The organism is Pseudarthrobacter sp. 05T312 (assembly GCF_056396685.1).
Genome location: NZ_JBFTLY010000009.1, coordinates 52,431 through 75,096, shown reverse-complemented (window position 1 = coordinate 75,096; position 22,666 = coordinate 52,431). Strand labels below are relative to the sequence as shown.

The window sequence follows — 22,666 nt, the reverse complement described above, 5'->3', positions numbered from 1 at the left end:
GCATCAATGGGTTGCGGCCCTGCTGGTTAATCGCGGGAACTCAGAGCCTGGTCTGGTACCTCGCCATGACTACACCATTGGGAAGTACCCGTGTGTCCGCCAGGGCCAGGTTCACCCAGTTGTCCAGGGCCGTGAAGAAGGGTTTGCCGCCGCCCACCAGGACCGGATGGGTGACGGTCACGTACTCGTCGATCAACCCGGCCCGCATGGCCGCTGCCGCGAGCGTGGCTCCCCCTATATCCATCGGGCCGCCGTCTTCGGCCTTGAGCCGGGTGATCTCGGTGATCGCGTCGCCGGTGACCAGGCGGGCATTCCAGTCGACGGCGCTGAGGGTCGAGGAGAACACCACCTTTGGCATGTCCCGCCAGCGTTGGGCGAACTCGATCTCCGCCGGGGTCGCGCCAGGCTGCTGGTCGGCGGTGGGCCAGTGCGGGCTCATGGTCTCCCAGAGCCTGCGCCCGTACAGTGCCAGGCCCGTCGCGCCCACCCGGTCGGACCACCACTGGAACAGCTCGTCACCCGGCACGCTCCAGCCAAGGTCGTCGGCGGGTGCGGCGATGTAGCCATCGACGCTCACGTTCATGGCGAAGGTCAGCTTACGCATGGCGCCAGTCTCCCCCGGGTCTGCAGTCGCTGTACAGACCAAGATTCCCTGCCGGTGCCCGCTGTAAATACGGAAAATCCGTAGACTGGCCCTTTCCAGCTGTCCCGGATCCCGAGAGCGAGCAACGGTGGGTATCTTCAAGAGGAAATCGCCGGAGGTGGAGACGCCCGACTCGGCCCTGACATTTTTCACGCATTCCAAGGCCAACGAGTTCCGGGTCATCGCCCGCGAAGTCTTCGCCGGGTCGGGTCTCGAAGTCCAGATCCACCCTGGCCATGCCGTCGACGCTTCCGGGCGGGAGTTCGGCTTCTGGAACATCGGGGCCATTTGCTATGAGCAGCCCCAGTCCATGTGGCGCGGCTTGATCGCCGATCACCTGGAACGCGTACTGGCGAGCTTTGAGGCACCCGATCCGTTCGGCGTCCTGGCGCCTCAGGACGTCCAGAGCCGTACCTTCGGCCGCCTCTACGACGAGGCAAGCATCCCGGGGCTGGACAGCTACCCGCACAGGGAGTTCGCGCCAGGCATCGTCGAAATGCTCGCCCTGGACCTTCCAGACACCGTTGCAGTCTTCAATCACGACAACGCCAACAGGTTCGGTGGATGGGAAGCCCTGCAAAGGCAGGGCATCGAAAACCTCCGCAACCTGGAAACCGAACAACTCGAAACCCTCCCCGCGCCCGGAGGAGGCGCCTTCAATGCCCTCCTGGGTGAATCTGTATACACAGCAAGCCGCGCCCTGCTTCTCCCCGGTTTGGCCACAGAACTCACGGGCAAGTGCGCGGCAAAAGACTTTGGGTGGCTGATGAGCCTCCCGAACAGGCACCAAGTTGTCTGGCACATCATTGAGGATGCCACCGTCATCCCTGTGCTTAACGGAATGGCCCGCTTCACCATGCTGGGCTACGCGGATGCGGCCGGGTCGGTGAGCCCGCACGTCTACTGGTGGAACGGCACGGGCTACGAGCAACTTACCTACGTGCGCGACGACGGCACACTCACGGTGCACATCAGTCCAGGCCTCCAGGCCGTGCTGAGCTCCATCACAACGGACGGATAACGCGGCGCGCCCCCCCCCCCTTTGTGCCTACCCGAAAGCACCCACACCCGCCCTTAGTAGGACCCCTACAAAATCGTCCCCGTTCCGCCCCGGTAGCGTCGGCTGTACATTAGATTCCGCTTGTACAACCCCGACAGGACCGCCATGAGCAGCACTGACATCACCACGAAATCCGGCCAAACCGGCCGCCGCCGCTGGAACGGCACCGACCTGGGACTGATCGCCGTCTTCGCCGCCCTCGTTGCCGGCGCAGCCCTGGTGCCGGGACTGGCCCTGAACGGCTTCGGCGTCCCCATCACCTTCCAGACCCTGGCCGTGATGCTCACCGGCCTGGTGCTGGGCCCCGCCCGCGGATTCGCCGCCGTCGGACTTTACACTCTCCTGGGCCTGGCCGGCCTGCCCATCTTCAGCCAGGGCCGCAGCGGCCTGGCCATCCTTGCCGGGCCCTCGGCCGGCTACATCATCGCCTTCCCCATCGCCGCCGCGGTGGTGGGTTGGCTGGCCACGGTGGTCATCCGGCGCACCACGAAGGCCCGCGCCCTGTGGTTCTTCCTGGCCGCAACGGTCACGAGCGTGATCTTCGTGCACACGCTGGGCGTCCTGGGAATTGCCCTGAACTCCAAGGCCACCCTGGAGCAGGCCTTCCTCGGCGACCTCATATTCTATCCGGGGGACATCATCAAGAACCTCCTTGCCGCCGCCGTCGCCGTCGCCCTCCACCGGGCCTTCCCCGACGTCCTGGTCCGCCGCGTCCGCCGCCGCACCCAGCCCGCCCAAAGTGCCCAGGGATAACGCATGCCGGCAGTAACGTTTGACCACGTGGGTGTCGCCGTCGAAAGCGAGAACTCCCCGCAGCCCAAGGTCCTGCTGGACGCGGTGAGCCTCAGGCTGGACGAAGCCCGGGTGGGCGTCATCGGCGCCAACGGATCGGGCAAATCCACGCTGCTGCGCCTGATCAACGGACTCATCCAGCCCTCCAGCGGCACCGTCACGGTCGACGGCGACGACACAGTGGGTGCCGTCCGGAAGGTCAGGCGCAACGTGGGGTTCGTCTTCACGGATCCCCTGTCCCAGCTGGTGATGCCCACCGGCCGGGAAGACGTGGAATTGTCCCTGCGCCGCTCAACAAAGAACGGTGCGGAGCGTCAGCGGCTGGCAGACAAAGCCCTCGAACGCCTGGGCCTGCTGCACCTGGCGGACCAAAGCATCTATGAACTGTCCGGCGGTGAGCGGCAGCTGATGGCGCTCGCCGCCGTGCTGGCAGTGAACCCCCGGGTGCTGGTGCTGGACGAGCCCTCCACCCTCCTGGACCTGCGCAACCGCGAGCTGCTCCGCAGGACGCTGGCGCACTTGGACCAGCAAATCATTATGTCCACCCACGACCTTGACCTGGCCTTGGACATGGACCGGGTCCTGGTCATCGACCAGGGCCGCGTGGCCTTCGACGGCGCCCCGGCGGACGCCGTGGCAGCCTACCGCGCATGGTGCCTCCAGGGCCTTGACGCCACAAGGCGGGATTCCACATGAGGGGCCACGGCTTCCTCCTGGCCAACTACGTGCCCGGGACCTCACTGGTACACCGGGCACCGCTGGCGCTCAAGTTCCTCCTGGTCATCGGCTGTGGCCTGCTTTCCTTCCTCATCGTGGACTGGCGCATCTCCGGGGTGATCCTGGCCCTGCTCTGCGGCCTGTTCCTCGCCACGGGCGCGGGGGCCAAGCGGCTGTGGCACGCCGTCCGCCCACTGGCCCCCGTGCTCCTGGTCATTGGTCTCTTCCAGTGGTGGCAGCTTGGCGGACCCACAGCGGGCCGGATCGTGCTGAACATCCTGGTCTGCGTCGTGGCGGCATCCCTGCTCACCGCCACCACGCCGATCCAGCGGCTCCTGGACGGCGTGGTCCACCTGGCGCGCCCCTTCAAAAGGTTTGGCGCCGATCCCGAACGCTTCGCCCTGACCATCGGCATCATGTTCCGCAGCATTCCCTTCATCGCGGGCACCTTCGCTGACGTGCGCGACTCCGCCAAGGCCCGGGGACTGGAGCGCAACCCCCGTGCGCTGGTCCTGCCGGTCTTCATCACGTCCGTGGCCTACGCCCGCCAAACAGGTGAGGCGCTGGCCGCCCGCGGCTTGGGCGAAGCGGAAGACTGACCGGCCCGGACGCCAGGCGGCGTTACAGCCGCCGGTACTCCAGGAGCGCCGCCGTGCCCATTCCACCGGCCATGCTGATCATGGCCAGCCCCAGGGCGCCCTCGGTGTCCGCCCGCCGCGCCTGGGCCAGCAGCCGGGTCACCAGCACGGCACCCGACGCACCGTAGGCGTGCCCCAGCGCCAGCGCCCCGCCATCGAGGTTGACCCGGCCCGGATCGATCCCCAACTCATCGAGGCACGCGAGGGTCTGCGAGGCGAACGCCTCGTTGAATTCCACCAGGTCCAGCTCGCCGGCTTTCACGCCTGCGGCGGCCAACACGCCATTGGCAGCCGGAACAGCGCCCATCCCGAGCACCTGCGGAGCCACCCCGGCGGTTCCGGTGCCGCGCACCAGCAGGCCATCAGGCACCCCCAGTTGGCGCGCCCGCGCCAAGGACGTTACGACGACGGCGGAGGCCGCGTCCGCGTCAAAGCAGGAGTTTCCGGCGGTAACGGTTCCTCCCGGCACGAAGGCGGCCGGGAACCGTGCCATGACAGCAGGGGTCAGGCCGGCCCGTGGGCCGCCGTCCGACGAGACGGTCCCCGCAGGCGTCTCCAGCGGCACGAGTTCGTCCGTGAAGCGGCCGTCCCGGATGGCAGCGAGGGCTTTCCGGTGGCTGGCCAGCGCGAAGTCATCCTGGCGTTCCCGGGAAACACCGTACTCGTGGGCCACCGTTTCCGCGGCCACTCCCATGTCCGGGTCCCCGAAGCTGTCCGGCACAAACTGGGCGCGGCGGTAGAACTCGGGGCCGCCGTCGTCCGTCCTGTGGGCCCGCAGGGGCGCGGTACTGGTGCTTTCCACTCCCCCTGCCAGGTAAAGCGGTCCGCCGCCGGCCGCCACCAGTTGTGCGGCAAGGACGATTGCATCCAGGCCTGAACCGCACTGCCGGTCAACGGTGATTCCCGGCACGCCGGCCGGCAGTCCCGCTTCCAGCAGGGCAAGCCGTGCAACGTTCCCGCCCCCGCCCACGGCGTTCCCGATAACAACGTCGGTGACGGACGCGGGGTCAAGCGCCACCGCAGCGACCAGTTCCCGGAGGACCGGAGCCAGGAGTTCGTGGGCGCGCAGGCTCCGCAGGCCACCGTTGACGGGGCAGACCGGGGTCCGTCTCGCGGCGATGATGACCGGCTGCCGTTCGGGCGGCAGGAGGTCCGGCGGCTGGACGTCAGGCGCCAAGGGCACGCACCCTGGGATCGCGGGCATTGATCCACTCCAGCAGGAGGTCCCGGCTGACCTTGCCGCGGTCCGTGGTGGGCAATTCCTGGAGCAGGTAGTACTGCAACGGCCGCTTGTGCCGCGACAGGATATCCTCCAGGGCCGCCCGCAGTTGGGTGGCGCTGATTCCACCGTGGGACGGCACCACGCCGGCCACCACGCGCTGGCCGCGCAAATCATCCGGCATCCCGGCAGCAACAGCTGCCGAGACCCCGGGGACCGCCGCCAGCGCCAGCTCCACCTCATGCGGGTAGACGTTCCGTCCCGCGGTGAGGATCATGTCGGCGCGGCGGCCTAGGATGTGCAGCCCGCCGTCCGCCAGGTAGCCCTGGTCGCCCACCGTGTACCAGTCGCCGAAGCACCGCAGCGCTTCGCCGTCGTCGCCCCACAGGTAGCCGTTGCTTACCATGCCGCTGCGGACGCAGATGTTGCCGTAGCCGCCGACGGGGACGGGTGCGCCGTCGTCATCCAGGATCCGGACGTCGACCCCGGGAAACGGCCGGCCAATTCCGGTGCCGCCGGCGGTGGCAGCCTGGCCGGGCGCCAGTCCCAGTCCGGAGACGAAACTCAGTTCAGAGGCGCCGTAGTACTCGTAGATAGTGGCATTCGGCGCCCAGCGGCGGGCAGCTTCAAGGGTGCGGGCGTCAAGCTTCGAACCGGCGCAGATGATGGTCCGCACGCCGGAGGCATCGACGCAACCGGTCATGCCGCGCTCGCTGAGCATCCGCAGCATGGTGGGCACCAGGACCAGCCGGGTGACGCGGTCGTGGGTGATGGCCGCGTGGACGTCGCCGACGTCGAACGTCTCCAGCGTCTGGAACTCCGAACCGGCGTAGAGGCACTCGGCCAGGGCGTAGAGGTTCAGGCTGGCGGCCAGCGGACCGGGCGCCAGGGTCACGTCATCCTGCCGGAGCCCAAAAAACTCGATCGACGCGTCGAAGGATTGCTGCCAGGACCGCCGGGAGCGGGTGAACGCCTTGGGCACAGCCGTGGTTCCGGAGGTGAGGCCGACCAGGAAGGTGGATGCCGCCGGCCCGTCGGCCAGCCCGTCGTCCGGAGACACCGGTGCGGGGTCGGCGCACGCCTCCACCCGCCGGACAATGTCCTCCTGCAGGCCCACGGGCCACGCCGGATCCAGGACGGCGCATTGCCGGCCGCCTGCCACGGCGGCTGCGAGATTCACGGCAAAGTCCACGGAATTGGCCTCAGAGAGTGCCGTGACGGATTTGGTGCCGGCCACCTTTTCTGCCGCGGCGTCCCGCAGCTGCTCCCAGTCAAGGCGGCGTCCGGCGATCACGACGGCGGTGTCGTGCGGCCGCTGCCCGGCCCAGCGCTGGAGCTTGTCGAGGAAAGGCACGGACCAACTTTACCGGCAGGGCAGATTGAGCGCCCGGCCCGCGGGTAATGTGACGTTATGAGTTTCAATGACAACGTGCAGCTTGATCCCTCCCAGGTCCAGGACCGCCGGGGCATGGGCACCGGCGTGAAAGTCGGCGGCGGCATCGGCGGCGGCCTGGTCCTGCTCGTTGCCATCCTCCTGGGAATCAACCCCAACATGCTCGGCGGACTGGTGGACGGCGGCTCGTCGGGACAGTCCCAGGGCACGGCACCTGCGTGCAGCACCGGCGCGGACGCAGACGCCCGCCTGGACTGCAGGATCACGGGCACCGTCAACAGCCTGAACGCGTTCTGGCCCGGTTACCTGAAGCAATACAAGGTGCAGTACCCCCGGCCGGAAGCAGTGATCTTCAGCGGCGGCACCAACACCGCGTGCGGTGCCGCAACCTCCGAGGTGGGCCCGTTCTACTGCCCCACGGATACCACGGCATACTTCGATCCCGGCTTCTTCCAGGAACTGGTGGACCGGTTTGGTTCCTCCGGCGGCCCACTCGCACAGGAATACGTGGTGGCCCACGAGTTCGGCCACCACGTCCAGAATCTTCTCGGTGACCTGAAGCGGGCACAGCAGGACCCCCAGGGCCCGGAGTCAGGTTCCGTACGCACCGAACTTCAGGCAGACTGCTACGCCGGTCTTTGGGCCAAGTACGCCTCCACCACCCCGGACCCGGCCACGGGCCAGCCCTACCTGGAACCCCTTACCCAGCAGGATGTGAACGACGCATTGTCTGCCGCCGCGTCGGTAGGTGACGATCGGATCCAGAAGGCTGCCACCGGCCGCGTCTCCCCCGAAGGCTGGACCCACGGCTCCAGCGAGGAACGCCAGCGCTGGTTCTCCCGGGGCTACCAGTACGGCGACATCAACCAGTGCGACACGTTCAGCGCAGCAACCCTGTAGCCCTATCGATTGCTCCGTAGCCGCCCTTATGGCACCCTAAAACGGCGGTTGCGCAGCAATCGGTGAACCAACGACGACGGCCGGCCACCTTCGCGGAGAAGGTGACCGGCCGTCGTCGTACTTAAAGCGGTAGGGACTTAGATGTTGAAGCCGAGGGCCCGCATCTGGTCCTTGCCGTCATCGGTGATCCGCTCGGGACCCCATGGCGGCATCCATACCCAGTTCAGGCGCCAGTCGTCCACGACGCCGTCCAGCGCCTGGCCCACCTGCTCCTCGAGCACATCGGTGAGCGGGCAGGCGGCGGTGGTGAGGGTCATGTCGATCAGGAGCGCGCCGTCCTCATCGGAGTACTTCAGGCCGTACAGCAGCCCGAGGTCCACCACGTTAACGCCAAGCTCAGGATCGATGACGTCCTTGAGCGCCTCTTCGACGTCCTCCAGGGCCGTACGGCCCGGCTTGATTTCGGTCATGACAAGTCCTAACTAGGCCTGTACTGCGGCCTCGGCCGCGATGGTAGCTGCGCCGGCGCCCTTTGCGTAACGGTCGTAGCCTTCTTCCTCGAGACGGTCGGCCAGCTCGGGGCCGCCCTCCTCGACAACCTGGCCATCCACGAACACGTGGACGAATTCAGGCTTGATGTAGCGCAGGATACGCGTGTAGTGGGTGATGAGCAGCGTGCCCATGTTGCCCTCGGAGTGTGCGCGGTTGACGCCCTCGGAGACGATCTTCAGCGCGTCGACGTCCAGGCCGGAGTCGGTCTCGTCGAGCACGGCGAACTTGGGCTTGAAGAGTTCCAGCTGGAGGATCTCCACGCGCTTCTTCTCGCCGCCGGAGAAGCCTTCGTTGACGTTGCGCTGGGCGAAGTCGGCGTCGATGCGCAGCTTCTCCATGGCGTCCTTGACGTCCTTGGTCCAGGTGCGCAGCTTGGGTGCTTCGCCGTCGATGGCGGTCTTGGCGGTGCGCAGGAAGTTGGTCATGGTGACGCCCGGAACCTCTACCGGGTACTGCATGGCCAGGAAGACACCGGCGCGGGCGCGCTCGTCAACGCTCATGGCCAGCACGTCCTCCCCGTCCAGCGTGATGGTGCCGCTGGTGACGGTGTAGCGCGGGTGGCCGGCGATGGTCGAGGCGAGGGTGGACTTGCCGGAGCCGTTGGGGCCCATGATGGCGTGCGTCTCGCCGGTCCTGATGGTCAGGCTGACGCCCTTCAGGATCTCCTTGGTGCCCTGCTCCGTCTCAATGCTGACGTGCAGGTCCTTGATCTCAAGAGTTGACATGCTCTTCTTTCTTTTTGCTCGTAAGTCTGGTGCTGCGGGCGCTCAGTAGTTGTTTACCGTTGCGCCGTTCAAAACGTTGGTGACGTCCACGTAGACGTCGTCGCCGTCGAGTTCGACGGCGAACACCGGCACGGGATCGTAGGCGGGGAGCTGGAGCGGCTGGCCGCTGCGCAGGTCGAACTGGGAGCCGTGTCCCCAGCACTCGATGGCGCAGCCTTCCACGTCGCCCTCCGACAGGGAGATGTCCGCATGTGAGCAGGTGTCACCGATGGCGTGGATGTCCCCCATCGAGTCCCGGACCACGGCTACTGGATAGCCGTCCACCAGGATGCGCAGCGCCTGCTTGACCTTGATGTCATTGGCGCTGCACACCAGCTCACCCTTGGGTTTGCCGCTCATACGTTCCTGCCTGCCTGTATCTAGTAGTCGACTGCCGTGAGTTCGCGTTCCACAGCCTCGGTCAGGCGCTCTTCGAGGGCCGGGACCTTGATCTGCTGGATGATCTCGTTCAGGAAGCCGCGGACCACCAGCCGGCGGGCAACATCTTCGGGGATGCCGCGGGCCATCAGGTAGAACAGGTGCTCGTCGTCGAAGCGGCCGGTGGAGCTCGCGTGGCCGGCACCCTGAATCAGGCCGGTCTCGATTTCGAGGTTGGGCACGGAGTCCGCGCGGCAGCCGTCGGTCAGGACCAGGTTCTGGTTCTTCTCGTAGGAGTCGGTGCCTTCGGCCTGCTTTTGGATCAGCACGTCGCCTACCCAGACCGTGTGCGCACCCTTGCCCTGCAGCGCGCCCTTGTACAAGACGTTGGACTTGCAGTTGGCTACGTTGTGGTCCACGAACGAACGGTGCTCCAGGTGCTGGCCGGCATCGGCGAAGTAGAGGCCGAGGAGCTCAGCCTCGGCTCCTTCCCCGGCGAACCGGACGTTGGAGTTCAGGCGGACGATCTTGCCGCCAAGCGTGACGGCGATGTGCTTGTACACGGCGTCCTTGGCGACCTCGGCGTCATGCTGCGCCAGGTGCTTGGCGTCGTCTTCCCACAGCTGCACGGAGACGACCGTGAGGTGGGCGCCCTCGCGGACCAGGACCTCAACGTTGCCGTTGTGGTCGGCGGTGCCGTCGTGCTCGATGATGACCACGCCACGGCTGTTGGCCCCGGCTTCGATGACCAGGTGCGAATTGCTGCGGCGGTCCGCCCCGTTGCCGGTGAGGACCAGGCGCACGGGTGCGTCCAGCTCTGCGTTGGCCGGGATGGAGATCAGCTGGGCTTCCGCCGTGTTGGCGGAGGCGACGACGGCGGCACGGTCGGCCGGCACAAGGGTGGCACCGCGGGGGGCCTCACCTGCGCGGAGGGTCCGCTGCACCACGGCGGCGGGTGCCTCGATGGAAACGCCCAGTGCGCCCTGCTCCGACGGGGAGTCGGACAGGAGGTTGGCCAGTTCGCGCACCGGGGTGAAGCGCCATTCCTCTTCCCGGCCGTTGGGCAGGGCGAAGTCGGCCACGTCGTGGCTGGTGAGCCGCTCGGCGCGGGAGGCCATGACCTGGGTGCCGTGGCTGTGGTGGCGGTCAACCTTGGAGGCGACCAGGTGTTCGCCTTCCTCGGTGAAACCGGCGATCGACGGTGCGCCGATGCGCGCCTTTTCGGTAGTTGCTTCGGCAGTCATTAACCGACGGATCCTTCCATCTGGAGTTCGATGAGGCGGTTCAGCTCGAGGGCGTATTCCATGGGCAGTTCGCGGGCGATCGGCTCAATGAAGCCGCGCACGATCATGGCCATGGCCTCGTCCTCGGGCATGCCGCGGGACATGAGGTAGAACAGCTGCTCCTCGCTGACGCGGGAAACGGTGGCCTCGTGCCCCAGCTGCACATCGTCCTCGCGGATGTCGATGTACGGGTAGGTGTCCGACCGGGAAATGGTGTCCACCAGGAGGGCGTCGCAGCGCACTGTGTTGGCGGAGTGCTTGGCTCCTTCACGGATCTGGACCAGGCCGCGGTAGGCTGCACGGCCGCCGCCACGGGCCACCGACTTGGAGACGATGGAGCTCTTGGTGTTCGGCGCGATGTGGACCATCTTGGAGCCGGTGTCCTGGTGCTGGCCTTCGCCGGCAAACGCGATCGAGAGGGTTTCGCCCTTGGCGCCCTCACCCACGAGGTAGACGGCCGGGTACTTCATGGTGACCTTGGAGCCGATGTTGCCATCAACCCATTCCATGGTGGCGCCTGCTTCGCAGACGGCGCGCTTGGTCACCAGGTTGTAGACGTTGTTCGACCAGTTCTGGATGGTGGTGTACCGGACGCGGGCGCCCTTCTTGACGATGATTTCCACCACGGCGGAGTGCAGGGAGTCCGAGGTGTAGATCGGCGCCGTGCAGCCTTCGATGTAGTGGACGTAGGAGTCCTCATCGGCGATGATCAGGGTCCGCTCGAACTGCCCCATGTTTTCGGTGTTGATGCGGAAGTACGCCTGCAGCGGGATGTCCACGTGGACGCCCTTGGGCACATACACGAAGGAACCGCCGGACCACACCGAGGTGTTCAGCGAGGCGAACTTGTTGTCGCCCACCGGGATGACCGTGCCGAAGTACTCCTGGAAGATCTCCGGGTGCTCCTTCAGCGCGGTGTCGGTGTCCAGGAAGATCACGCCCTGTGCCTCGAGGTCCTCGCGGATCTGGTGGTACACAACCTCGGACTCGTACTGGGCGGCAACACCGGAAACCAGGCGGCTGCGCTCGGCTTCCGGGATGCCCAGCTTCTCGTACGTGTTCCGGATGTCCTCCGGGAGGTCTTCCCAGGTGGCAGCCTGCTTCTCGGTGGAGCGGACAAAGTACTTGATGTTGTCGAAGTCGATGCCGGAGAGGTCTGCACCCCAGGTGGGCATGGGCTTGCGGTCGAAGTACTTCAGGCCCTTGAGGCGGAGGTCCAGCATCCATTCCGGTTCGCTCTTCTTGGCCGAAATGTCCCGGACTACCTCTTCATCGAGACCACGCCGTGCATTGGCGCCGACGTCGTTCTTGTCGGCCCAGCCGTACTCGTAGTTGCCGATGCCGTGGAGCTCGGGATTCTTTTCCAGAATCTCCGAGATCACAGTGTTTTCGGCTACTGCTTTCTCTGATAGTTGGTCCGTCATCACGGCCTTTCTTGCTGATGGTTGGTTACTTCGTCCAGGCGGGCGGGGGCTGCCGCCGGCGCGGTGGCCGGCCTGGCAGACAGCCTGCCTGTGGGAATGTGGGTGGTGCAGACGTGGCCACCACGGGCCAGGGTGGAGAGCCGGCGTACGTCCACTCCCACCAGCCTTGAGAAGACTTCGGTTTCGACGTCGCAGAACACCGGGAAGCGGGCGGCGAGCTGCTGGATGGGGCAGTGGCCCTGGCAGAGCTGGACGCTGGAGAGCGCCGCGGGCAGGGGTGCCTTTGCCTCGATGGAGGCGGCGGAGGCCACGAAGTTGTCGCGGCTCAGCGCGGCTGACAGTGCGGTGGCGCGGTCCCTGATGTCCGGTCCGGCCTGCTCTATTTCCGGGGCATAGCGCCGTTCCATGTCAGCGAACCGTTCTTCGGCGAATGCCCGTACGGCGTCGGGACCGGCCACCTTTTGCAGCTGTTGGAGTGCAAGGGCTGCAATGTCCAGGTAGTCGTTGCCCAGGCTGGACTGGCCCTGGGAGCTGAGGACGTAACGTCGTGCGGGGCGACCGGCGCCGGCTCCCGGCTTGGCGAGGCGCTTGACCTCGATGACTCCGGCCCTGGAGAGGTGGTCCAGGTGGCGCCGTACAGCGGCCGGGGTGAACCCGAGCATGTCTCCCAGTTCGGCGGCGCTGACAGGCCCGTGTTCCAGGACGGCAGCGAGGACCCGGTCCCGGGTGCGCTCGTCAGCGTCTGCTACAGGACCGGACGGAGCGGGTCCCGGCCCGGCCACAGGCACAGCGGTAGCGTTGGTCATGGAATACACAACACAATCATGTCGTAATTTAGTCCCGCACTCCAGTAAGGGCAGGCTGACCTTGGCTCCGTACGGAAAATGACTCCCAGGCAGTTTCCAGGGGCTCCGCCCGAGCGGGCCGGACGGCACTGAATACTACATCCCGTAGAATACTGTGGTGCGATCCCCCCAGTCCCCCGTCCTGTCCATCCATGGGCTCATCAAGGACGTAGGCCCCCTTTCCAGCCTGGACGGAAAGATGCTCAGGGTTGTCAGTGGCGTCTCCCTCATCGCCGAGCGCGGGCAGGTCACCGCGCTGCTGGGCGCAAACGGAGCCGGCAAGACCACCACGCTGGAATGCGCCCAGGGCCTGCAGAAACGTACCGGCGGCAGTATCTCCCTGCTGGACCAGGACCCGGCCACCGCAGGCGCTGACCTGCGCTCCCGCGTTGGCGTGATGCTGCAGGACGGCGGGCTCCCGCCGTCGGCACGGCCCATCCCGTTGTTGCGGCATATCGCCGGCCTGTACGCCCGCCCCTGGCCACTCGAAGACCTGGTGGGCAGGCTGGGGATCGATACCTTCAGCCGGACCAGCGTCCGCCGGCTTTCCGGGGGCCAGAAGCAGCGCCTGGCACTGGCCGCAGCCTTGATCGGCAGGCCCGAAGTCCTCTTCCTGGATGAACCCAGCGCCGGCCTTGACCCGCAGTCCCGGCAGCTGGTGTTCGACCTGATCGCCGAGCTGCGTGACGGCGGCATGGGAATCATCCTGACCACCCACCTCATGGACGACGCCCAGCGCCTTGCGGACTACGTGTACATCATTGACGGCGGCCGCAACGTCGCCGAAGGCACCGTCCAAGAGCTCCTGCAGCGCAGCCCGGTGGCGGACCAGGCCGGCGAGCATGGCCGGACCCTGGTGTTCGAGGCACCCGCCGGGCTGGACCTGGCTGCGGTGCTCCCGGACGACGTCGATGTCTCCGAATCCCGCGCCGGCAGCTACGCCGTCACCGGTGCCCTCACACCTGGCCACCTCTCCGCCCTGGCCCAGTGGTGGGAAGCAAAGGGCATCATGCCGGCATCGATGAGCCTCCAGGCGCGTAGCCTTGAAGACGTCTTTCTGGACATCTCAGGAAAGGAAATCCGATGAGCACCGCAGCGATCCGGGAGACGCAGCAGCCCGCGTCCCTGCTGCGCCGCGTCCTCCTGCAAGGCAAATACGAGGCACTGACCATGCTGCGGAACGGCGAGCAGCTGATCCTGGCCGTGGTGTTGCCGCTGCTGGCACTGGTCGGCCTGACGGTGACGCCCTTCCTGGACGGTATGGGCTCCAGCCGCATCAACGTTGCCGTTCCGGGGATCCTCGCCCTGTGCGCCATGTCCACGGCTTTCACCGGCCAGGGCATCGCCACCGGCTTCGACCGCCGCTACGGGGTGCTCCGGTTCCTGTCCACGACGCCCCTGGGCCGCGGCGGCCTGATCGCCGGCAAGGTCCTCTCGGTCCTGGCCGTCCTGTGCCTCCAGGTGGTGGTGGTGGGGCTGGTTGCCCTGGCGCTGGGCTGGCAGCCGACGGCGTCGGCCTGGCTCCCCGGCCTTGCGCTGCTTGCGCTGGGCGCGGCGGCATTCACCGCGCTGGGGCTGCTGGTGGCCGGAACTGTCCGGCCGGAAGCGACGTTGGCGATCACCAATCTGTTGTGGATCCTGCTCGGAGCCATGGGCGGCATCGTCATTCCGGCGGAAAGACTGCCCGCCGCGGCGCAGGCCGTTGTCCATTTCCTGCCTTCCGGCGCCCTCGGGGAATCGATGCGCGCCGCTTTTCTGGGCGGGGCCGTGAACGGCGGCGCCGCCCTGATCCTGCTGCTTTGGACCGTCATTGCCGGAGCCGCAGCCATCCGTTGGTTCAAGTGGAATTGAGATAATCGTGACCACGGCTTCACGCCTCCCCCAGATTGCCGGCCGCCTGGCGTCGCGGCTCCCCCGCACGGTGGACGCCCGCATCCGGCGCCTCGCCGTTGCCTCCCTGATCGGCCAGACGCTCCTGGTTGTCACGGGCGGGGCCGTCCGCCTGACGGCGTCCGGCCTTGGCTGCCCCACCTGGCCCCGCTGCACCTCGGACTCGATCATGAACACTCCCGAGATGGGCATCCACGGCTTCATCGAGTTCGGCAACCGGCTCCTGACCTTCGCGCTGGCCGCCGTGGCCGCGCTCATGCTGGTCTACTTGTGGAACCTGCGCAAGGAACGCAAGGACCTCTTCCTGCTGGCCCTCGGACTGCTCGCCAGCATCCCGGCCCAGGCCGTCATCGGCGGCGTCACCGTGCTTACCAACCTCAATCCGTGGGTGGTGGGCCTGCACTTCCTGGTGTCGATGGCCCTGGTGGTGTTCTCCACCCTGCTGGTGAACCGCGCCTTCGGCCGGACCGGCCGCTTCCCCGCATGCCGACCCGCCCAACTGCCGCCCGTGCTGCGCCCGGTGACGGCCGCCGTCGCGCTCTTCTCCGCCGTGGCCGTGATGCTCGGCGTGGTGGTCACGGGTGCAGGTCCGCACGCGGGTGACGCCGATGCTCCCCGCAATGACCTTGACTGGGACCTGTTCTCCCACATCCACGCCGTACCGGCCTACCTGGTTACCGCGGGAACGGTGGTGGCGCTGGTGCTGGTCATCCGGCGGCGCATCACTGGCCCCTTCCGGACGGCGGTCCTGATGCTCCTGGGAGTCACCGTCCTCCAGGCCATCATCGGTTTCACGCAGTACTACAACGGCATTCCCGCGTTGCTGGTGGCGGCCCACATGCTCGGCGCGGCCCTGCTCATGGCAGCATCGACGAACGCCTGGGACATCGCCCGGTCCAGCACGCTGAAATAGCCCAAGCCGCGCCAGGCGCCCCGGTCCAGTCCAGGACCGGGGCGCCTTCACGTCTTAAGGCCGCAGGTCAGCGGCCGGCCGCGACGGCGCTGCCCTTGGTGGCGGCGTCGAAGGCAGGATCCAGGTTCTCGATGCCGTCCGCGGAGACCCGCAGTACCCGGGCCGTGGCAATGTCATAGAAGAGTCCCGTGGCCTGGACCGTTCCATCGGCCAGCGCAGGCCCTGCCACCGGATGGTCCTGGAGCTTTGCCAACTGCACGGCCACGTTGACCATGGAGAGCTGGTCCAGGGTGCCGTAGCCCGCTGCTGCGGCCTGCCGGCCCACCGGGTGCCCTGCCAGCAGTGCCGCATAGCTGGGCCGGGCATGGTCCAGCCATGACGTGAACGCCGGGCCCAGCGAACCGTTGTCTCCGCCGTCGGCTTCCGCAAGCAGCGCCTTCATGGCGCCGCAGTTGGAGTGCCCGCAAATGACCAGGGACTGCACCCGCAGGCCGTTGAGGGCAAAGGACAGGGCCGAGTCAATCGAGGCCTCCTGCCCGTGGCTGCCCACCACGTTGCCGATGTTCCGCAGCGTGAGCAGGTCGCCGGGGCCGCTGCTGGTGATCAGGTTCGGGTTGACGCGGGAATCGACGCAGGCGACGAACAGGCTGTCAGGATTCTGGCCGTCGGTCAGGTCATGAACCAGCGGACGGACCTGGTGGGCAAACCGGCGGTGGTATTTGTTGACCCCCACCAGCAGGGGTTCCTTCCGCGGCGGAAGCGGCAACTCGGTGGCATTTTCACGCCTGGGCGCCTGGTGTCCCGCATCCTGGAAGACGGTGTTGCCGTGCTCTTCAATGCTCACCGCGCCGCCGGTCGACTGGTGCTGCAGTTGCCAGGCAAGCAGCGCTTCGCGGAACGGGTGGTCAATGTAGTCTGCGTTCAGCTCCACCACTACTTCCTTGCCGGCCGGTACAACCGCAAGGACAGGGTTGAGCCTTGGCAGCGCGAAGAAGCTGCAGGAACCGGCGATGGTCACGCGCCAGGGCGACGACGGGGCGGCCGGCGGGTGGGCATGGATCTGGGCCCGCAGGACACGCCAGAGCACGTTGGCGGCGGCGAGGGCGAGGCCGATCATGACGCCCTCGAGCAGGTTCAGGAACACCACGCAGACCAGGGTTGCGGCATAGATCGGGAGGTCCCCGGTCCGCAGGCTGGTGCGGATGTCCGCCACCTTGATAAGGCGCGCCCCGATCACCACCAGCAGGCCGGCCAGGACGGCCAGCGGGATCAGCTGGATCAGGCCCGCGAAGAGCGCCGAGAAGGCGAGGACCCACACGCCATGGAGCACCGCGGACAGGCGGGTGGCGGCGCCCGCTTCCACATTGGTGGCGCTGCGCACGATCACGCCCGTGACGGGAAGGCCACCCAGCGAGCCGGAGAGGATGTTTGCCGTGCCCTGGCCAATAAGCTCCCGGTTGAGGTTGGTCCGCGGGCCGGTTTGCATCTTGTCCACGGCAACCGCGGATAAGAGGGACTCAATACTGGCGATCAGTGCCATGGTGATGACGGCGAACGCGAAGGCGCGCCAGTTTCCGTCAGGGAGCTGCGGCAGGGCGATGGCGTCGACGATGGACCCGTCCAATGAGATTCGTTCAACCCCGGGCGCCAACGCGACGGCCAGTGCGGTGCCCGCTGCGACGGCGGCCAGGGGGCCGGGGACCCGCTGGATGGCCGCCGGCAGGAACTTCCAGCACAGCAGGATGGCCACGACGGCCAGCCCCAGCAGGGCCGCGTGCAGTTCGAGGCTGGTGATGGCCGCCGGCAGTCCGGCAAGGTTCTCAAGCGCAGATCCGGCAGGCCGGGACCCAAGGATCCCATGCAGCTGCTGCAGGATGATGGTGACACCGATGCCGGCGAGCATGGCCTTGACCACTACCGGCGATACGGCCAGGGCTGCCCTGCCTACCCGACTGAAGCCCAACAGGAGCTGGACGACGCCGCCGGCCGCGGTGATGGCGCAGGTCACCTGCCAGCCGAACTCCTGGACCAGGCCGGCCACGACGACGGTGAGCCCTGCCGCCGGTCCGCTCACCTGGAGGGGTGAACCCCCGAGGCTTCCAGCCACGATCCCACCAATGGCGGCCGCAATCAGGCCGGCCATGATCGGCGCACCGGAGGCCGCTGCAATCCCCAGCGACAGCGGGAGGGCAACGAGGAACACCACCAGTGACGCCGGTACGTCGGCACCAAGGTGGGAAAGGAACGCAGCGCGGAACCGGAAGCGGCGGCTGCGTCCGCCACCTCCCGGCGGGCTGTGGCTTGGGGTACGGTCGGCGGAGGGGCGGGCTTCCATGGAGTTTCCTTAGGTCGCGGAAAGGGTCCGCTCCACCGTAAGCAGCCCGTCACTGGCAATGACAGTTAAAGTGATGCATATGACAAAACTGTCATATGCGCTGGATCCCGGCCTTAAACCGGAACGGCGGCCCCCGCTGTTAAGCGGAGGCCGCCGCGGGCCCGGGTGGCGCCGGCTAGCCGGGCATGACCGCGCTCCCGACGAACGGGTCCACCGCGAGGGCGATGAAGAGCAGCGTCAGGTAGCTGATGGAACCGTGGAACACCTTCATGGCGCGCTTGTCGGAAATATCCTCCCGGTGGGCGCGGGAGTACAGTGCATGGGACTCGTAGAGGAACCAGGCGCCCGCGATGACCGCAGTTGCCGTGTACACCCAGCCGGCCCCGCCCGCCGGGATCATCAGCAGGGATGAGGCCACCATGGCCCAGGCGTACAACACCACCTGGACGGACACCACCTTGGCGCCGGCAATGGCGCCGAGCATTGGGACGTTGGCGTTCCGGTAGTCCTCGCCGTAGCGCATCGACAGGGGCCAGTAGTGCGGAGGCGTCCAGAGGAAAATCACCATGAACAGGATGACGGCGGGCCATTCGACGGAGTTGGTTACGGCGGCCCATGCAATCAGCACCGGGAAGCAGCCTGCGGCGCCTCCCCAGACGATATTCTGCGCCGTGCGGCGCTTGAGGATCATGGTGTAGATGACGACGTAGAAGAAGATAGCCCCCAGGCCCAGCCACGCCGACAGCGGGTTGGCGCCAAACCAGAGGATCACGATGGCCGCCGCACCCAGCAGCCAGGAGAAGACCAATGCTTCCCGCGGGGTGACCTCACCCGTGACGAGCGGCCGGTTTTCCGTCCGGTGCATCAGCTTGTCGATGTCCCGGTCGATGTAGCAGTTGAATGCCCCCGCACTGCCGGCGGCGAAGGCGCCGCCTACCAGGGTGGCAAGGATCAGCCCAATGGAAGGGAAGCCCCGCTCGGCGTAAATCATGGTGGGAAGCGTGCTGACCAGGAGCAGTTCGATCACGCGAGGCTTGGTGAGGGCGAGATACGCCTTGGCCTTACGGGCAAACCCGATGCCGGAGGCCCGGGATGCGTTCAGCGGCGTATCTGTTGTGCTCACGGTGGCAGTCACCCGTTCTGTGTGGCAGTTGAGGCTGCAGGGCAGCTCCGGTCGTGCGGCCCGGACCCGGGCACGGCACTCAGGGATGGAAAAGCGCAAGGTGCGTGCAACAGCCGGGAAACTCCGGGCGGCAATTAGGGATGCGCGCCCGGCGTTGGCCTCCGAATATCATACCGCGCCGCAAGCACTTCCCCTGCCCCGCAATATGCGCAATTGATTGCTCGCGGGCCCATTCGAGCAGATTAAGTCACCGCGCCGGAATAGTGATTCACAAAAGGGGAAATTGCGTCCAAAACGTGAGATTTGCGGCGCCCGAAGGATGGATAAGAGCTAAGCTGTCACCAGATCAGCACGCAGCAAGAAAGCGGTGGAAAACGCATTCCCGTTGCTGTCCGTGACTGAATGCAAGGATCAACGTTTCGATGGTGAACGGCTGGTACACACCGCAGCGGGCGCCAAGCAGAGCACCCTTGACCGGATCCGGTGTACCACCGAACGCCAGCACAGAGAGGGGCCCGGTTTTCGTGCCACATTTGGAAGAGCAAGAACTGTCATGGACCAGCTTGGACCAGCGCGCCGTGGACACCATCCGTGTCCTGGCCGCGGACGCCGTCGAGAAGGTGGGCAACGGCCACCCCGGAACTGCCATGAGCCTGGCACCCGCCGCATACCTTCTCTTCCAGAAGCTGATGCGCCACGACCCGCGTGATCCGCAGTGGCTTGGCCGTGACCGGTTCATCCTTTCCCCGGGCCACACGTCCCTGACCCTTTACATCCAGCTCTTCCTTTCCGGCTATGGGCTGGAACTGAAGGACCTGGAGGCCCTGCGCACCTGGGGCTCGCTGACTCCGGGACACCCCGAGTACAAGCACACCGCCGGCGTGGAGATCACCACGGGCCCGCTGGGCCAGGGCCTGGCGTCCTCGGTGGGCTTCGCGTACTCCCAGCGCCGCCAGCGTGGCCTGTTCGACGCCGATGCGCCGGCCGGCGAGTCGCCGTTCGACCACACCATCTGGGTCATCGCCTCCGACGGCGACCTCCAGGAAGGCGTCACGTCCGAGGCGTCCTCGCTGGCAGGCCACCAGGAACTGGGCAACCTCGTGGTGATCTACGACGAGAACCACATCTCCATCGAGGACGACACCGACATCGCGTTCACCGAGGATGTCCTGAAGCGCTACGAAGCCTACGGCTGGCACACCCAGCGCGTGGACTGGACCCGGACCGGCGAATACAAGGAAGACGTCCAGGAGCTCTACAGTGCCCTGCTCGCGGCCAAGGCCGAGACCTCCAAGCCGTCCATCATTTCGCTGCGCACCATCATCGGCTACCCGGCCCCCAAGAAGCAGAACACCGGCAAGATCCACGGTTCCGCCCTCGGCGCCGAAGAGGTGGCCGCACTGAAGGAGGTGCTGGGCTTCGACCCCGCCAAGTCCTTCGAGGTGGACCAGGAAGTCCTGGACCACGCCCGCGCAGTAGTGGAACGCGGCGCGGCCGAGCATAAGGAATGGGAAGAATCCTTCAACGCCTGGCAGGCAGCCAACCCCGAAGGCGCCGCCCTCCTCCAGCGGATCGAGGCGCAGGAACTCCCTGCCGACGTCGACGCCGCGCTTCCGGTCTTCCCGGCCGGCAAGGATGTCTCCACCCGCGCAGCCTCCGGCAAGGTCCTGAACGCCCTCGGCCCGGTCCTGCCCGAGCTGTGGGGCGGCTCCGCCGACCTGGCAGAGTCCAACAACACCACCATCGAAGGTTCACCGTCCTTCGTCCCGGCCTCCAAGCAGACCGGCGCCTGGTCCGGCAACCCGTACGGCCGGGTGCTGCACTTTGGTATCCGTGAGCACGCTGCGGCAGCGATCGTGAATGGCATCAGCCTGGCCGGCAACACCCGGGCGTTCTCCGGCACGTTCCTGATCTTCAGCGACTACCAGCGTCCTGCCATCCGCCTCGGTGCCCTGATGGGTGTCCCGTCCCTGTACGTCTGGACGCACGACTCCATCGGCCTGGGCGAGGACGGCCCCACCCACCAGCCCGTGGAACAGCTCGCCTCTCTGCGCGCCATCGTGGGCCTGGACGTCGTCCGCCCCGGTGACGCCAACGAAGTGGCAGCCGCGTGGAAGACCATGCTGGAAAACCACGCCAACCCCGCAGGCATCGTCCTGACCCGCCAGAACATCCCCACGTGGGAACGCGGCGAGGGCGACGCCGACGGCGACACTTTCGCGTCGACGGCAGGCGTGGCGAAGGGCGGCTACGTGCTGGCCGAGGCATCGAAGGACGGCGCCACGGTGCCGGCCGACGTGATCCTGATTGCCACAGGGTCCGAGGTCCAGCTGGCTGTCCAGGCCCGCGAGGCGCTGCAGGCCGACGGCACCGCAGCCCGCGTGGTGTCCATGCCCTGCGTTGAATGGTTCAAGAAGCAAGACGCCGCCTACCGCGAATCGGTCCTGCCCGCGGCAGTCAAGGCACGCGTGTCCGTCGAAGCCGGGCTGGCCCTTAGCTGGCGCGAATTCGTCGGCGACGCAGGCCGCTCCATCAGCCTGGAGCACTACGGCGCTTCCGCGGACTACAAGCGCCTCTTCCAGGAGTTCGGCATCACGGCGGAAGCAGTGGCCGCCGCCGCCAAGGACTCCCTCGCCGGCCTGCAGGCCTGAAACCTAAACTTTTAGGAGATAGAACAATGACAACTCCCACCCAGCAGCTCTCCGACGCCGGCGTTTCCATCTGGCTCGACGACCTCTCCCGCGGACGCCTGGAAACCGGCACCCTCCGCAAGCTCATCGAAGAAAAGAACGTGGTTGGCGTTACCACCAACCCCTCGATCTTCCACGCCGCCATCACGTCGGGCACGGACTACGACCACATCATCGCCGCCAAGGCAGCGGAGGGTGCCAGCGTGGAGGACACGATCTTCGAGATCACCACCACCGACGTCGCCGACGCCTGCGACCTTTTCGCCCCAGTCGCCGCGGCCACCCGGGGAATCGACGGCCGGGTCTCCATCGAGGTCGACCCGCGTCTTGCCTGGGACACCGCAGGAACCATCGCCGAGGCCAAGCACCTCTACCAGCGCGTCAACAAGGCCAACGTCCACATCAAGATCCCCGCAACCGTCGAGGGCCTCGAAGCCATCACGGCCACCCTGGCAGAGGGCATCAGCGTCAACGTCACGCTGATCTTCTCCCTGGAGCGCTACCGCGCAGTCATCAACGCCTTCCAGTCCGGCCTGGAGCAGGCCAAGGAAAACGGCCACGACCTTTCAAAGATCCACTCGGTGGCGTCCTTCTTCGTTTCCCGCGTGGACTCCGAGATCGACAAGCGCCTCGACAAGATCGGCACCGAAGAAGCCAAGGCCCTCAAGGGCAAAGCAGGCCTCGCCAACGCCCGCCTGGCCTACCAGGTCTACGAGGAACTGTTCGCCACCGAACGCTGGACCCTGCTGGCCGGCGCCGGTGCACTCCCCCAGCGCCCCCTGTGGGCCTCCACCGGCGTCAAGGACCCGGCCTACCCGGACACGCTGTACGTCACCGAACTCGTGGCCCCCGGCGTCGTGAACACCATGCCGGAAAAAACCCTGGATGCCACTTTCGACCACGGCGTGGTCACCGGCGACACCGTCTCCGGCACCTATGAGGAGGCGAACGCCACCCTCGACGCCCTTGAGAAGCTCGGCGTCTCCTACAATGACGTCGTCGCACTCCTTGAAACCGAAGGCCTGGACAAGTTCGTGGCCAGCTGGAAGGAACTCCTGGCCGACGTCGAAGGCGCCCTCGCTTCTGCACGAAAGGCTTCCTAACACC

21 protein-coding genes are annotated in these 22,666 nt (G+C 66.7%); 10 read left to right on the top strand and 11 right to left on the bottom strand.

Annotated features, from left to right (window positions below; translation table 11 throughout):
* Positions 1–40 precede the first annotated feature (40 nt).
* Positions 41–604 carry a dihydrofolate reductase family protein gene (locus AC1DIP_RS13280; RefSeq protein ID WP_477734030.1) on the bottom strand — a complete coding sequence of 188 codons (564 nt, stop codon included), beginning with the start codon at positions 602–604 and terminating at the stop codon, positions 41–43.
* A gap of 157 nt (positions 605–761) precedes the next feature.
* On the opposite strand from AC1DIP_RS13280, the gene AC1DIP_RS13275 reads away from it, so the two are divergent.
* The 4 genes from AC1DIP_RS13275 (at position 762) to AC1DIP_RS13260 (ending at position 3,811) form a co-directional block, all read left to right on the top strand.
* A complete protein-coding gene (locus AC1DIP_RS13275) occupies positions 762–1,664 on the top strand; it encodes a hypothetical protein (protein ID WP_477734029.1) in 903 nt (300 codons plus the stop codon).
* A gap of 144 nt (positions 1,665–1,808) precedes the next feature.
* On the top strand, positions 1,809–2,456 hold the full coding sequence (locus AC1DIP_RS13270) for a biotin transporter BioY (RefSeq protein ID WP_477734028.1): 648 nt from the start codon (positions 1,809–1,811) through the stop codon (positions 2,454–2,456).
* 3 nt (positions 2,457–2,459) lie between these two features.
* The gene (locus AC1DIP_RS13265) at positions 2,460–3,191 is read left to right on the top strand and encodes an energy-coupling factor ABC transporter ATP-binding protein (protein WP_477734027.1); all 732 of its coding nucleotides are present in this window, start codon (positions 2,460–2,462) and stop codon (positions 3,189–3,191) included.
* Positions 3,188–3,811 (top strand): energy-coupling factor transporter transmembrane component T family protein, encoded by a 624-nt coding sequence (locus AC1DIP_RS13260; RefSeq protein WP_477734026.1) that lies wholly within the window; start codon positions 3,188–3,190, stop codon positions 3,809–3,811. The genes AC1DIP_RS13265 and AC1DIP_RS13260 overlap by 4 nt, the downstream gene beginning before the upstream one ends.
* 22 nt (positions 3,812–3,833) lie before the next feature.
* Here AC1DIP_RS13260 and AC1DIP_RS13255 read toward each other — a convergent pair whose 3' ends face one another.
* Positions 3,834–5,054 (bottom strand): acetyl-CoA C-acyltransferase, encoded by a 1,221-nt coding sequence (locus tag AC1DIP_RS13255; RefSeq protein WP_476211021.1) that lies wholly within the window; start codon positions 5,052–5,054, stop codon positions 3,834–3,836.
* A complete protein-coding gene (locus tag AC1DIP_RS13250) occupies positions 5,017–6,423 on the bottom strand; it encodes a class I adenylate-forming enzyme family protein (RefSeq protein WP_477734025.1) in 1,407 nt (468 codons plus the stop codon). Before AC1DIP_RS13250 ends, AC1DIP_RS13255 begins: the two co-directional genes overlap by 38 nt.
* Positions 6,424–6,480: 57 nt before the next feature.
* Here AC1DIP_RS13250 and ypfJ point away from each other — a divergent pair, with 57 nt between their 5' ends.
* The gene (ypfJ, locus tag AC1DIP_RS13245; RefSeq protein ID WP_477734024.1) at positions 6,481–7,362 is read left to right on the top strand and encodes a KPN_02809 family neutral zinc metallopeptidase; all 882 of its coding nucleotides are present in this window, start codon (positions 6,481–6,483) and stop codon (positions 7,360–7,362) included.
* Between the two features lie 137 nt (positions 7,363–7,499).
* Here the strand turns inward: ypfJ and AC1DIP_RS13240 are convergent, their stop codons facing one another.
* Genes AC1DIP_RS13240 through AC1DIP_RS13215 form a run of 6 tightly spaced genes read right to left on the bottom strand, consistent with a single transcriptional unit; the run spans position 7,500 to position 12,569 of the window.
* The gene (locus AC1DIP_RS13240) at positions 7,500–7,832 is read right to left on the bottom strand and encodes a metal-sulfur cluster assembly factor (protein WP_110543073.1); all 333 of its coding nucleotides are present in this window, start codon (positions 7,830–7,832) and stop codon (positions 7,500–7,502) included.
* Between the two features lie 12 nt (positions 7,833–7,844).
* On the bottom strand, positions 7,845–8,639 hold the full coding sequence (gene sufC, locus AC1DIP_RS13235) for a Fe-S cluster assembly ATPase SufC (protein WP_224026050.1): 795 nt from the start codon (positions 8,637–8,639) through the stop codon (positions 7,845–7,847).
* Positions 8,640–8,681: 42 nt separating this feature from the next.
* Positions 8,682–9,038, bottom strand: a complete 357-nt coding sequence (locus AC1DIP_RS13230; RefSeq protein WP_477734023.1) for a non-heme iron oxygenase ferredoxin subunit — start codon at positions 9,036–9,038, stop codon at positions 8,682–8,684.
* Positions 9,039–9,058: 20 nt separating this feature from the next.
* A complete protein-coding gene (gene sufD, locus AC1DIP_RS13225; RefSeq protein ID WP_477734022.1) occupies positions 9,059–10,300 on the bottom strand; it encodes a Fe-S cluster assembly protein SufD in 1,242 nt (413 codons plus the stop codon).
* Entirely contained in the window at positions 10,300–11,763 is a 1,464-nt protein-coding gene (sufB, locus tag AC1DIP_RS13220; RefSeq protein WP_477734021.1) for a Fe-S cluster assembly protein SufB, read from the bottom strand. The genes sufD and sufB overlap by 1 nt, the downstream gene beginning before the upstream one ends.
* Complete coding sequence (locus tag AC1DIP_RS13215) at positions 11,763–12,569, bottom strand: MarR family transcriptional regulator (RefSeq protein ID WP_476211007.1); 807 nt, start codon at positions 12,567–12,569, stop codon at positions 11,763–11,765. Before AC1DIP_RS13215 ends, sufB begins: the two co-directional genes overlap by 1 nt.
* A gap of 157 nt (positions 12,570–12,726) precedes the next feature.
* On the opposite strand from AC1DIP_RS13215, the gene AC1DIP_RS13210 reads away from it, so the two are divergent.
* The 3 genes from AC1DIP_RS13210 to AC1DIP_RS13200 are packed head-to-tail and all read left to right on the top strand — an operon-like array spanning position 12,727 to position 15,411.
* Positions 12,727–13,695 (top strand): ABC transporter ATP-binding protein, encoded by a 969-nt coding sequence (locus AC1DIP_RS13210; RefSeq protein WP_477734020.1) that lies wholly within the window; start codon positions 12,727–12,729, stop codon positions 13,693–13,695.
* The gene (locus AC1DIP_RS13205) at positions 13,692–14,459 is read left to right on the top strand and encodes an ABC transporter permease (RefSeq protein ID WP_477734019.1); all 768 of its coding nucleotides are present in this window, start codon (positions 13,692–13,694) and stop codon (positions 14,457–14,459) included. The genes AC1DIP_RS13210 and AC1DIP_RS13205 overlap by 4 nt, the downstream gene beginning before the upstream one ends.
* Before the next feature lie 7 nt (positions 14,460–14,466).
* Positions 14,467–15,411: a COX15/CtaA family protein gene (locus tag AC1DIP_RS13200; protein ID WP_477734018.1), complete on the top strand. Its 945-nt coding sequence runs from the start codon at positions 14,467–14,469 to the stop codon at positions 15,409–15,411.
* A gap of 67 nt (positions 15,412–15,478) precedes the next feature.
* Here the strand turns inward: AC1DIP_RS13200 and AC1DIP_RS13195 are convergent, their stop codons facing one another.
* Positions 15,479–17,746 carry a SulP family inorganic anion transporter gene (locus tag AC1DIP_RS13195; protein ID WP_477734017.1) on the bottom strand — a complete coding sequence of 756 codons (2,268 nt, stop codon included), beginning with the start codon at positions 17,744–17,746 and terminating at the stop codon, positions 15,479–15,481.
* Positions 17,747–17,921: 175 nt separating this feature from the next.
* On the bottom strand, positions 17,922–18,881 hold the full coding sequence (locus AC1DIP_RS13190; RefSeq protein ID WP_476210999.1) for a heme o synthase: 960 nt from the start codon (positions 18,879–18,881) through the stop codon (positions 17,922–17,924).
* A 521-nt stretch (positions 18,882–19,402) separates the two neighbouring features.
* On the opposite strand from AC1DIP_RS13190, the gene tkt reads away from it, so the two are divergent.
* Both tkt and tal read left to right on the top strand, forming a co-directional pair.
* A complete protein-coding gene (tkt, locus tag AC1DIP_RS13185; RefSeq protein ID WP_477734016.1) occupies positions 19,403–21,520 on the top strand; it encodes a transketolase in 2,118 nt (705 codons plus the stop codon).
* Between the two features lie 26 nt (positions 21,521–21,546).
* Entirely contained in the window at positions 21,547–22,662 is a 1,116-nt protein-coding gene (tal, locus tag AC1DIP_RS13180; RefSeq protein ID WP_477734015.1) for a transaldolase, read from the top strand.
* Positions 22,663–22,666 lie beyond the last annotated feature (4 nt).